Annotated in this window: 7 protein-coding genes; all 7 read right to left on the minus strand. The window is 30.9% G+C overall.

All coding sequences use genetic code 11. The annotated features are described in order from the left end of the window. Complete coding sequence (locus C1715_RS07770; RefSeq protein WP_102399938.1) at positions 1-1,146, minus strand: Ger(x)C family spore germination protein; 1,146 nt, start codon at positions 1,144-1,146, stop codon at positions 1-3. Between the two features lie 4 nt (positions 1,147-1,150). Next, complete coding sequence (locus C1715_RS07775) at positions 1,151-2,758, minus strand: spore germination protein (protein ID WP_242971921.1); 1,608 nt, start codon at positions 2,756-2,758, stop codon at positions 1,151-1,153. A 1,336-nt stretch (positions 2,759-4,094) separates the two neighbouring features. Next, a complete protein-coding gene (locus tag C1715_RS07780) occupies positions 4,095-5,108 on the minus strand; it encodes an alpha-hydroxy-acid oxidizing protein (protein WP_102399939.1) in 1,014 nt (337 codons plus the stop codon). 349 nt (positions 5,109-5,457) lie between these two features. Continuing rightward, positions 5,458-5,907, minus strand: coding sequence for a 2-thiouracil desulfurase family protein (locus C1715_RS07785; protein ID WP_102400016.1), 450 nt, complete (start codon positions 5,905-5,907; stop codon positions 5,458-5,460). Between the two features lie 123 nt (positions 5,908-6,030). Then, complete coding sequence (locus C1715_RS07790; protein ID WP_102399940.1) at positions 6,031-8,400, minus strand: endonuclease MutS2; 2,370 nt, start codon at positions 8,398-8,400, stop codon at positions 6,031-6,033. A gap of 107 nt (positions 8,401-8,507) precedes the next feature. After that, positions 8,508-10,913 carry a U32 family peptidase gene (locus C1715_RS07795; protein ID WP_102399941.1) on the minus strand — a complete coding sequence of 802 codons (2,406 nt, stop codon included), beginning with the start codon at positions 10,911-10,913 and terminating at the stop codon, positions 8,508-8,510. Between the two features lie 119 nt (positions 10,914-11,032). Further along, entirely contained in the window at positions 11,033-12,724 is a 1,692-nt protein-coding gene (locus C1715_RS07800) for a peptide ABC transporter substrate-binding protein (RefSeq protein ID WP_102399942.1), read from the minus strand. Positions 12,725-13,253: the final 529 nt, after the last annotated feature.

The following is a 13,253-nucleotide window of genomic DNA, read 5'->3' on the forward strand; positions in this document are numbered from 1 at the left end:
TTACTCTCTCACTTTTATATTTTGTTTATTTAATCCGCTATATTTTATATTCACATTTGCATACACCTTTATGTCCGTATCTTGGTATTTATCTTTCCATTTATTTCCTATTTTCCTCCATTCTTTAGGTACATCTTTTCTTATTAAATCTCCAAATCCCACTATGTCACTTTTGTATTCTTTTTGAAGCTTTTGTATTAATTCATTTGCATTTTTATCTATATATTCCTCTACCTGCTTTTTAAGTTTTTCTCTATTTTCCTTAGAAATATAATTCACTTCTTCTTCCGCTAATTCAGATATTGCTACATCTATATTTATATATGTACTTATGTATATTTTATTATTTTCTGTTTTTACCTTTAACTTTCTATTTGTATTCATAATTTCTAAACTTACATTATCCTTATTATGTAGTTCTATAGGAATTATAAATATTGGATTTTTCTCTCTTAATATTTGTAGAGTAACCGCCTCCTCTTCATTTAATTTACCTATCATTTTATCCTGTTTAAAAACAGCTGTTCCAAACACTTGAAAATATACTTTACTTTCTTGTTTAACTGTTTTAACCATAGGAGCAGTGGCATCAATCCCTTTGTTTGACAAATCACTTATAAATTTAAAACTCTCTACAGAATTATATTTTCCTATTTTATTAGAATTTTTAATGGTTTCCGCCAATTCATACGATATTATTTCATCTTCTATTTTACCCTTAGTAAGAATTTCAGACGCAGTATCCATTCCAGATATTAAAATCCACATATCATTTCTTACCTCTACATCTCTATTAATTAAATCTATAGCTGGTACTATTCCTTCTTCTGCAATTTCTTCACTTACTATAACAACTTTAGCATGAGATAGTTGCAACACTTTTCCTGTATTTTCAATAGCATCTCTAAGTGCTGAATGTATAGTTTTACCCCGACTTTGAACTATATCGGATTTTATAGCATTACTACCAATAGATGCTTCCATTATTTCTAAGGTTAATATATACTCATCCTTATCCTTATCTACTGCAAAACCTGCTACATATTTTACATCGTCCATTTCTGTATAATCCCAGCATCCACAAAAGACTATAGAAAAAGCTACCAACATAAATAAAATAATAATTTTACTTATACTATTTTTCATATTTCTATTCCTTCTCTTTAATATTATTTCTCATTCTTATGAAATCCTTAGATATAAATTTAGTTCTATATTTTAATAGCCACCAAGGCGCTCTTATGGTTGAATCTACTATAGTATATTTCTCTAAATTTGCTATCTTTAACATATATGGTATACCAAAGCTTTTTATAGACATTAAATGAATAAATAAGCCCATGCCCACAAATATCACCCCATATATTCCTAAGATTGATGCTGCAATTAAAAATATAAATCTTAAAGAAATTATTGCTGCTTTCATTTCATAAATAATCAATCCTGATATACCTGTAATACCTACAACAATTACCATAGGTGCACTTACAAATTTTGCGTTTACAGCTGCATCACCTAGAACTAAAGCTCCTACAATACTAACTGCTCCGCCCACATGCTTAGGGAGTCTAGTACCTGCTTCTCTTATTATTTCAAAAGTAACTAACATAACCATACATTCTATCACCGTTGGAAGAGGCACCCCTTCTCTAGCTAAATATATACTTAAAGCTAACTCAGTAGGAATTAATTCCTTATGAAATGTAGTAATTGCAACATAAATGCCTGGTGTAATTATAGTAATAATAAAAGCAATTATTCTTATAACTCTATTTATAGATGCAAATATAAATTGATCATAGTAATCTTCATTTACTTGAAAATATTCAACGAATAAAAATGGAAGAGTTAGCACTACAGGTGTACCATCACATAATAAAGCTATTCTTCCCTGTAAAAGTTTAGAAGCCACCACATCTGGTCTTTCAGTATTTCCAATAGTTCTAAAAGGTGATAATGGTGCATCATTTATACATTCTTGTATAACTGCAGTAGAAAAAATTCCATCTATATTTATATCATCTAATCTTTTTTCCAGTTCCATTAAAATTTTCTCATTAGCTATTCCCTCTACATAAGCTATACAAATTTTAGTCCTGCTTCTCACGCCTAATTCTCTGAACTTAAACTTTAAATCTGGTGAATTTATTTTTCTTCTAATTAAAGATAAATTTTTAATTATAGATTCATTAAATCCTTCCCTAGGTCCCTTTACAATAGTTTCAGAAGAAGGCTCCTCTATAGACCTAGTATCCCAACCTTTAGTATTAATAATTAAAGCTTTATCATAGCCATCTATAAATAATATAGAATCTCCATAAAGTAAATTATGAATTAATTCATCTACACTATTTACGCTTTTTATCTCATCTACCATAATGACTTGATCACTTATATGCTGTACTAGCTCCTCTTTCACTCTATTTAACCCTTGCTTATTATATTGATTTAAATTATATGTTGTAATTGGATATATAATATTTTCATTTATAGTTTGATTTTTTACCATTCCATCTATAAAAATTAGACAAAATTCTATAGAAGAATCTCTATTTTTAAATTTTCTATAAATTATAGTATCATCGTCCTTTAATATATCTTTCTGAAACAAATCTATATTTTTTTGAAGTGATTTATTTAAATTATACTGTTCAAGTACATTTTTTAGTGTTTTACTATTTTTATTATTTATTTGACCCTTTCCTCTACTATTTTTGTTCTGTTTGTTCCTTTTAAATTGTTTAAATAGCTTTTTCACTAAAATCACTTCCTTTTGCTATAAAATTCTACTTGATTTATTATTTGCAAAAAAGCTTAATATATTCAAATAATAAGAATATTGTGAAGCAATACATTGAAAAAAAATCTGATTTTAATTCCGTAATAAATGTGTAATTTGGGACTGTTCACAATACGCCAAGAACTTCTAAATGTCTCACAGTTAAAGCCCCTAAAGCTTTCAAACTCACTCGTTCCTCGTTCAAACATGAAAGCTTCTTAACGGGTCTTTAACTGTGAGACATAAGAAGTTCTAAGGCTAGTTCAATAGTCCCCAATTCCACATTTATTACTACATTAAAATCAGATTTTTAGTTTAATATGTTTATGGTTGGAGAGGAGAAGCCTACTAAAGGATGATTTTCCTCCACTACGTTACGGAAAATCTTTAATTTATAAAATAAATAAAAAGGCTCGCATAATCTTTTTTAGGCGTAGCCTTTCGTTCAATCTACAATATTAGTTACTAATATTATTTTTATTAATTGTGAGATAGAATTATTAACTTTGATTATATACTAATGAATAATTAATTATGAAAATACATTAATATGTAAGAGTTAATATATTTTGCCGTGAGGCATTGGTTTGTATAAATCTTAATTTGTAGGGTAGACCAGGTAATAAGTAAGAAGTAAAAAGTAAGAGTTAAGAATAAAACTCAAAGAGTTTTTTATAATTAATTTATGAATAAGTAACAAGAGAACAGCTAGTAAAAATAAGAGCTCTTGAAAAAATTTAGCAAAGCTGAATTTTCACTACAACTATTACTTCTTAGTTATTACCTATTACTTATCTACAAGTTCTTATTTATCTAACAATTAAAGTTATGTATTCTTATATATAAATCCTAATCATGCCTATGTATTTAGGCTGGCTATCGCCAATAAAAAATTTTTAAAGCGCTAAAAAAAACTATAACTATTCCATTTAATGAAATAGTTATAGTTTTTTTGCTATCCCATTTTATTTAATTAAAGATTTTCCGTAACATAGTGGAGGAAAATCCTCCTTCAGTAGGCTGTCTCCCCCATAAGTAATGTACGTATGAACCGAAAAATCTGTCTTTAAGGTAACAATAAATATATTTTTTTAGACTATTGAGCTAGCCTTAGAAATTCTTTGTTTTCAATTTCAATACCCGTTAAGAAGCTTTCTTGTTTGAGCGCCGTCAGAAGCGAGTTTGAAAGCTTTATGGGATTAAAATTTGAAAACATTAGAATTTCTTGGCGTATTGTAAGCAGTCTTAAAAAATATATTTATTGTGGACTTAAAGACAGATTTTTCTTATGGTACTTGCTTCACAATATATATTTTTAGTATATTATCCTATCACTTATTTCCTTTATAGAATTACATCCTGTAAGTACCATGGCAGACTTTAAGTCTTGCTTTAATGAATCAATATATAACTTAACCCCTTCCCTTTCTCCTCCAAAGGAAGCAGTGACAAAAGGTCTTCCTATAAGAACAGCATCTGCTCCTAATGCTATCATCTTTAATATATCTACTCCTGTTCTTACTCCACCATCTGCAAGAATAGTTACTTTTCCTCTAACTCTCTCAGCAATTTCTGGAAGTACATCTGCAACTCCTGGAGTTTGATCTAATACTCTTCCACCATGATTAGACACTACTATAGCATCTACACCTGCTTCTACTGCAAGTTCTGCCTCATCTGGTGTCATTATTCCCTTTAATATAAAAGGTAGCTTAGTACTTTTTACTATTTCTTTTATTTCATCTACAGTCTTTGGCATTACTGGCTTACCGTGAAGAGCTAGAGTTATAAGTCCACAGGCATCTATGTCCATACCTACAGCAAAAGCCCCAGCTTCTTCTGCCATTTTTATTTTTTCTATAACATTTTTATTTTCCCAAGGTTTTATTATGGCAATACCTTGTCCATTAGCTTTTTTTAATTGCTGAAGATTTGTAATTAAAAATGAATCCACAGCAGTATCCCCAACCATAGGATATACTCCTGCATCTAAACATCCATTTATAACCCAAGATATGTACTGCTCTTCAGTGTATTTTCCTCCCATATTTAAGGTAGTGCCCGACACCGGTGCTGCAAATACAGGTATATCCAATTTTTTGCCAAATAATTCTGCAGAGGTATTTGGATTCTTTGCATTGTGAATTACTCTCATATTAAGTTTGTATGAATCCAATGCTTCAATATTAATTTTAAAGGCATCTCCTGTACCTTTGCCACCCATACCAGGAACTTCTCCTGCACAAGCCTTTCCATTACATACTGGGCACACTCTGCAACTTCCATTTAAATTTTCCTTTGCATTTTTAAGCACTTCTTTATAATTCATATTTTCCATTCCTCGCTTTCTTACAAATAATAAACGACTTAACTTTCACACATAATTTTCAAGCTTTAAATTAGGTACATGAAAAGAAATAACAAGTCAAAGATGCTAGTATATTTTGTGTCAGACAAGGAAGCAGGTTCCGTCGTTAGTAAGACTATCGGCGGGTTCTGCTGACGCAGTATGACGCAAAATAGGCTAGCATACTGACTTATTATTTATTTGAATGTGCCTTAATAAACGTTTTTAATTTAAAATGTAAAATCAAGGTTAAAATTCTAAAGGAATTTCTTAAATTTAAATTTTAAAAACTCCTAAAGGAGTTTTATCCTTCATTCTAAATTTTCAATTCTCAATTTTCAATTACTTCTTCCGTAGTAACCTCTATACCATTTTTCAAAAGCAATTCTGCAGTAACTCCATTTCCCTTTATTTTATTACCTGTGAAAGTTCCATCATATATAGTACCACATCCGCAAGAAGGACTTTTAGCTTTTAATATAGCTTTTTTAGCTCCCACTGCCTTTGCTATCTTCAAAGTTTCATAAGCACCCTTTATAAACTCTTCAGTAGAATCTCCACCTTTTTCATTTATAAGCTTAGCTCTCCCCTCTAATACCTCTTTTCCAGTACCACCTTCTATTTCATGAGGTACTCTAGGGGTTGCAAGCCCGCCCAATTGTTCAGGACAAACAGGTATAGCCTTACCTTCTTTAACAAGCTTTAAAACCTTTTGGCTCAAATTATTTCCACCACTATACTTGCAATTTATTCCACAAAGACATGCACTCACAATTATCATAACTTCACCTTCTTCCTCCTTCCCTAGCACTCTAGCCCACTGGCCCACTATTTAAGGCCCACTAGTACTCTAATTCAAGGTCCTCTGGACAACTAGCACACTAATTTTAGGCTCACTTACAAACTATTTAAGCTCTACCACAGTAACTCCCGTTCCGCCTTCTCCATAGTTTCCTAATCTATAATTTTTCACATGAGGATGTTTTTTTAACATATCATTTATGGCATTTCTAAGCACTCCAGTACCTTTACCATGTATTACGCTTACCTCTGAAAGCCCTGCCATACACGCATCATCTAGATATTTATCTGTAGTAAACACAGCCTCCATTGCATCCATTCCTCTTAAATCTATGGAAGTAGCTACACTGGCTAGTCTTAACTTAGCTTCTCTTTTTTCCTTTGACTTCTTTATCTTCTTTTCTTCTTTACTTTCTTTTACGTATCTTAAATCCTCTAGCTTTACATTTATTTTTAATATTCCAGCTTGCACAAGAACTTCACCCTTGTTATCTGGTTTTGATACAACTACAACTTTTTGATTTAAAGAAGGTACAAATACCTCCTGTCCTTCTTCAACAGTAGTTAATTTTTCCCCTTTGTCTGATATAGTATTTTGTATTTTATCATCAACAGCTTCTAGTTTATCTTTAAGTTTCTTTCTCTCCTGTTCTAATTCTCTTCTTACATCTGAAGAGTATCCCTTTCTCTCTAGTTCTCTTATATTTTTAAGTATAGAATCTGCTTCTTCTTTGGCTTCTCTTACTAATCTTTTTGCCTCTCTTTGAGCCTCTATAAGAGCTTTTTCTCTAGTTTTATCTACTTTATATAGTTTTTCCTCATACTTTTCTTTTATCTTAGCTGCCTGAAGCTTAAGCATTTCTGTTTCCCTTGCATCTTTCTCTACTTTTATGCTTTTATCCTGAAGACTTTGAATTAAATCTTCAAATTGAAGAGAATCCTCAGCTATTTTCTCCTTTGAACTTGTTATTATATAATCAGGTAAACCCAATCTTCTTGAAATTTCAAAAGCATTAGACTTTCCAGGTATGCCTATTAGAAGTCTATAAGTTGGTCTTAAAGTTTCCACATTAAATTCCACAGATGCATTTTCCACCCCTGGTGCCTTTAGGGCATAACCTTTTAATTCGCTATAGTGTGTAGTGGCCACTATTTTACTTCCTCTATTTTTAAGTTCATCAAGTATTGCCACTGCAAGAGCTGCTCCCTCTGTAGGATCTGTTCCTGCACCCAGCTCATCAAATAATACAAGAGAGTTTTCATCTGCCTTATCTATAATGTTAACTATATTAGTCATATGAGATGAAAATGTAGATAAACTTTGTTCTATACTTTGTTCATCTCCTATATCTGCAAATACCTCTTTAAAAAATCCTATAGTTGAATTATCCTTTACAGGGATCATAATTCCACTTAAAGCCATAACTTCTAGCAGTCCTACTGTTTTCAATGTAACTGTCTTACCTCCAGTGTTAGGTCCTGTTATTACTAATGAAGTAAATTCCCTACCTAAATATACATCATTAGGTACCACTATATCTTTGCTTATAAGAGGATGTCTTGCCCAAATTAAATCTATTACTCCCTCTTCACTTACTATAGGACTTGTGCAGTCATATTCACTAGCAAATTTAGCCTTTGCAAATATAAAATCTAACTCCCATACAATGTCTCCATTATTTCTTACTGCCACTATAGAATCATATATTCTAGAAGATAACATAGCTAAAATTCTTTCAATTTCAGCCGTCTCCTTTAACCTTAATTCCTTTATTTCATTATTTAAATGAACAAGTCCCATAGGTTCTATAAATAATGTAGCTCCTGAAGAACTTTGATCATGTACAAGTCCTTGCACTTGTCCTTTATGTTCTGCCCTTACTGGAAGTACATATCTATCACCTCTAATAGTATATAAGTTATCCTGTAAGTATTGAGAATAATTTCTCATCATAGAACTAACCTTATCCTTAACAGAAAACTCTTTATCTTTTAGTTTTTTTCTAATAGAGTATAATGCTGAGCTGGCTCTATCGGCTATTTCTTCTTCTCCTATTATAGCATTAAAGATTTCATCCTCTATATTTTTAAGAGGTATAATTCCTATGCATATGTCTTCTATTACTCTATAACCTTCTTCATCTTCTTTATGATATATATATTCCTTAAATCTTCTAGCACATCTAAGCATTTGTGCTATTTTAAGGAGCTGACCTGGCATTAAAGACGCTCCCTTAGATGCTCTACTTATAGCTTCCCTTACATCATAAACCCCTTCGAAAGGCGGAGCGCCTTTTCTTACTAGGAGTTGGAAAGCTTCTTTAGTTTCTTCTAAATGTTCTCTAACTTCATACACATTATCATAAGGCTGTAGCTGGTCTATAATAGATTTAGCAGCTGCAGTACTTGTAAACTTTTTAACCATATCCTTTATTTTCTGATATTCTAAAACCCTAAGCGATTTCTCATTCATCTTTCTATCCTCCTACTCGTTTTGAAAATTTCCATAACAGTAACTAACACACTTAATACTGGCACGCTAGCCAACTATCACTGGCCCTCTAACACCCTAGCACACTATTATTCCACTCCTCTTCTAAAGTGCCCTCTAGTATAATTATTAAACTCCCCTTGCCATATTCCTTCATTAAAGCTCTTTAGAACTTTGCAGACTTCTTCATAATTTTCATCAATAAAATCTATCCTAAAATATTTTATACCTATTTTCTTAAGACTATCTAAATTAGGAATCAAATTACTACTTACACTATTATATATATGGCTTCTACAGAAATTATCTGTAATTATAGGGAATTCTGCTCCAGTTCTATCCTTTATTACAAAGCTTCCACTCTTACATTTTCCATTACATTTTTTATCACTACTCATTCCCCCCATGACACTTCCTATAGGACAATATTGACTTACCATAAGCTCTGTCTTTCCATAAATAACGTATTGCGCTGTTATATCTGCATTTTTTATTATGTCTTTTATTTCTTCCCTGTTTAATTCTACACTTAAAGCACATATATCCAACAAATTATCATAAAAATTCAGTGCTTTACTATTAAATATATTGAGCTTATAATCGCCTATTATGGAAGTTCTGCGTTTAAATTTATTAATTATACCTAAATTAGCTGTTATAATACCTAGTATTTTATCTAAATTCTTTTCTATATAATCGCAAGTCTTGATAAATTCCCCCTCTTTTAATATATTAGGTATTTTTAAATAAACCTTTTGACCTAAACTTTCTAAATTGAATTTTTCATTTTTTATAAATGCATCTACGCATATACTTTTTATATGCATATCTAAAGCTGCCTTTAACTGTTCCTTTGTAGAAACTAAAACCAGACACTGGTCAACATTTTTCACTTCTGCTTCATTTTTACCTGTTTTTTTATCTATTTTCTCATCTGTTTTCCCGCCTATGTTTTTATGTTCATTTACGACTTCAAATAGCTTTTCCCTAGAATTTGCTTCTTTAATATTATCATATATCTCCTGCACTAGTTCACGTCTCACATTATTTATAGAAGACATGGGCATAAACCCTTCCTCATAACAGGAAAATTCCACTGGTGAAAACTCAAAAGGTGTATCCTTAGTTTTACAAAGATTTTCTATAATTCTTTGCTGATCTAGCGGTCTTTTTAGTGCCTTTTGCACCATATCTCCTGTAATTTTTATTTCTTTTCCATTAAACTCTGTGCTTATTTCTATTTTCTCACCTATTTTAAACTTAACTTTTAACGGCATTTCCACTCTCTTGCCATAGGGATTCCTATAGTAAAGACTTAAACTTTCTAAAAGCTCTACATTAGAAGTTTTATAAAGAGTGTCCCCATTTTTATAATTGTAAGGGAATATTTTAACCACATCCCCTTTATAGGCTTTTTCTACACTCTTTCGATTTTTAATTATTTTGGATACTTTAAAACCCTTATGCCTAAATCTAACTCCATCCTCCACCTTCAAATCTTCTTGAAGTACAACAAATCCAGTATTATCACTTTTCCCTAATAACACTCCTGTATTTTTAGGAAAATTATATGCCATCATGTCTTTTCCTTCATTTTTAAACATATACCCCTTAGAAAAACCTTCTCTATTAAAAAGCTGCATAAGCTTATTTAAACCAGAGTTTACATATTCTTTATCTATATAACCTTTTTCATATATGCTATCCAAAGCATTTCTATAAATACTCACCACTCCAGCCACATATTCAGGTCTTTTCATTCTTCCTTCTATCTTTAGTGATGAAGTTCCACTATGAACTAATTCCTTTAAAAAATCTAAGCTGCATATGTCTTTTGGGCTTAAAAGATATGCTTTTTTTTCTTCTCCTGTAATCTTATTTATAATATTATAAGGAAGTCTGCATGGCTGAGCACACCTACCTCTATTTCCACTTCTTCCTCCTATCATACTACTCATAAGACATTGTCCGGAATAGCATATGCAAAGGGCCCCATGAACAAAAATTTCTGTCTCTATATTTAAATCTTTCGATATATATTCAATCTCCTTAAGGGACATTTCTCTAGCTAAAACTACCCTCTCTACTCCTAAAGAGCACATAAGTTTTGCCCCTTCTCCATTATGTACCGTAGTTTGGGTAGAAGAGTGCACTGGAAAGCCTGGAAACTTATCCTTAATAATTTTTATAACTGCCATATCTTGAACTATAAGGGCATCTACCCCTATATTATATAAAAATCCTATATAATCCGTAAGCTCTTTAAGCTCTTTTTCTTTAATCAAAGTATTAACTGTTATATAAACCTTTACCCCATAAGCATGACAATAATTTATTGCATTTATCATAACTAATTCATCAAAATTAGAGGCATAGGCTCTTGCGGAAAATTTATTTCCTCCTAAATATATCGCATCTGCTCCTGCCTGTACTGCTGCATATAAACTTTCTAAACTTCCTGCTGGCGCTAATATTTCTATTTTTTTTTTCTGCATCCATTAAAATCGCTCCTAATATGTAATGTTATATTTATTATACACTAAATAACAAGAGCTTACTAAAAGAACAGTTAAAAAGCCTATGAAATTTTAAATTTCATAGGCTTTTTACAAAATTATTTATCTCTACCTTGAGTATATGCGTATTTAAACTCTCTAACTCCAAATAAAGGATTCATTAAATTCTTAACATATTTATAAACATACATATTTCTCTTAGTATATAACTTTGGTGCTACAACTGCTTCATCATAAAGTAGAATTTTTTCTGCTTTCTTATATAATTCTAATCTCTTGTTTACATCTAAAGTTGTTCTAGCTTCCTTAACTATTTTATCATATTCTTTACTCTGCCATCCAGTTGGTATCATATCTGCGCCTGTTATAAATAAATCAAATAAAGCACTTGGATCATTGTAATCTGCACCCCAAATTAATCCTGCCATCTGATAATCATATTCATTTATTCTTTTTTGGAATACTGGCCATTCAACATATTCTGATTTAACATTTATTCCTAATATTTTTTTAAACATTTGTTGATCGTATTCTGCACCAGTCCTGGTTCCTTGATTAGTACCTGAATATAATATAGTCATTGTTAATTTTGATGGATCTGAATCCATACCTAATTCTTTTAAACCTTTAATAAGGAGAGCTTTAGGATCAGGATTATCCTGCTTTAATTTTTTTACTGGTTCCTCATTGGCCATCTTCCTATATTCGCCATTAGCTCCTATTTGAACCTTTGGAGGACACCAACCGTAACCTGGCTCATATTGCCCATGGAATATAACTTTAGCTATATCTTCTCTGTCCATAGCTATAGAAAATGCTTTTCTAATATTTACATTTTTAAATAATTTATCTTTGGTATTAAAAAATTCAAAACTTATATCTGGGTTATATCCCTTTACTATATTAAATTTATTAGTATTATCTAGTTTCTTTATCCACTCTGGTTTGCTTACTTCTAAAGCATCTATAGATCCATTATACACAGAATTAGCTGCTGAATTTCCATCCTTTATCATTTTTAAATTTACTTTTTCTAATTTTACTGAATCCTTATCCCAATAGTCTTTATTTTTCTCTAATACTATTTCACTACTGTGTACCCATTTCTTCATAACAAAAGGTCCACAAAATGCAAGCTTCTCTAATTCAGTACCATATTTTTCTCCATGCTTTTCAATTAAATCTTGTCTTTGAGGTAGCATTACTCTAAAATATGATAAACCTAAGAAATATGAGCATGGACTTTTTAATTCAAATTTTAGTGTCTTATCATCTATTGCTTTTACCCCTATTGAATCCTCGCTTCCTTTGCCAGCCATGTACTCATCTGCGCCTTTTATTGGTGATAGTAAAAATGCATAAGGTGAACCTGTCTTTGGGTTAAGTGTTCTCTTTATGCCGTATTCAAAATCCTTTGCTGTAACTTTTTTTCCATCAGACCACTTATTATCTCTCAAACGAAAAGTCCATTCTGTTCCATCATCATTACTTTCCCATTTTTCTGCTGCTGCTGGTTTTATAACGTCATTTCCATTTTTATCTTGTTCAAGTCTTGTAAGCGGTTCAGTAACCTCTTTCAATATTTGATAAGAAACATCATCATTACCTACAGAAGCATCTAATGTTTTTGGTTCTTCACTGACTATTAAATTTAAATATTGATCCTTATCTATTTTCTCTCCATTTGAAGCAGTTTTACTTTCTTCATCTTTACTGCCACATCCTACTAAAGCTGTAGAGAAAATTAAAGTTGTTCCTAATACTAAAGATATTAGCTTTTTACTTTTCAATTTATATCCCCCCAAGTAAATTTAATTCTATTTTTGAAAACCTTTTCTAAAAGGTATAAAAAAAAGTAAGTAAATATTACTTAATTGTAAAATAATTTAGTAATAATGACATTTGAGTACACATATTAACAATAAATTAGCCTTAAGGTTAGGAAAACCTTTTCTATATAGATAATACTACTTATATTTAAATATGTCAATATTGATATTCACATCTCAAAACTTTCCAATAAAAATTTTGTCTCTACTGACTTTATAAGCATCCTTTTTAAGTTAGTTACTCAAACTTTCGCACATAAAATTCAAACCCTACATTAGATTAATAAGGGTTTTTAATTTTAAATTTAGAATGTAAAATAGGAATTTATAGAGTAGGTAAAAGGTAAGAAGTAAAAAGTAAGAGTGAAAAGGTAAGAACTAATAGGTAAAAAGTAAAAGCTCTTGAAAAAATTCAGCAAGGCTGAATTTTCAGCACAACTATTACTTATTACCTATTACTTGCAAATTAATTATAAAAAACTCTCTGAGT

Origin of the sequence: Haloimpatiens massiliensis (assembly GCF_900184255.1) — a bacterium.
Lineage (GTDB): Bacteria > Bacillota > Clostridia > Clostridiales > Clostridiaceae > Haloimpatiens > Haloimpatiens massiliensis.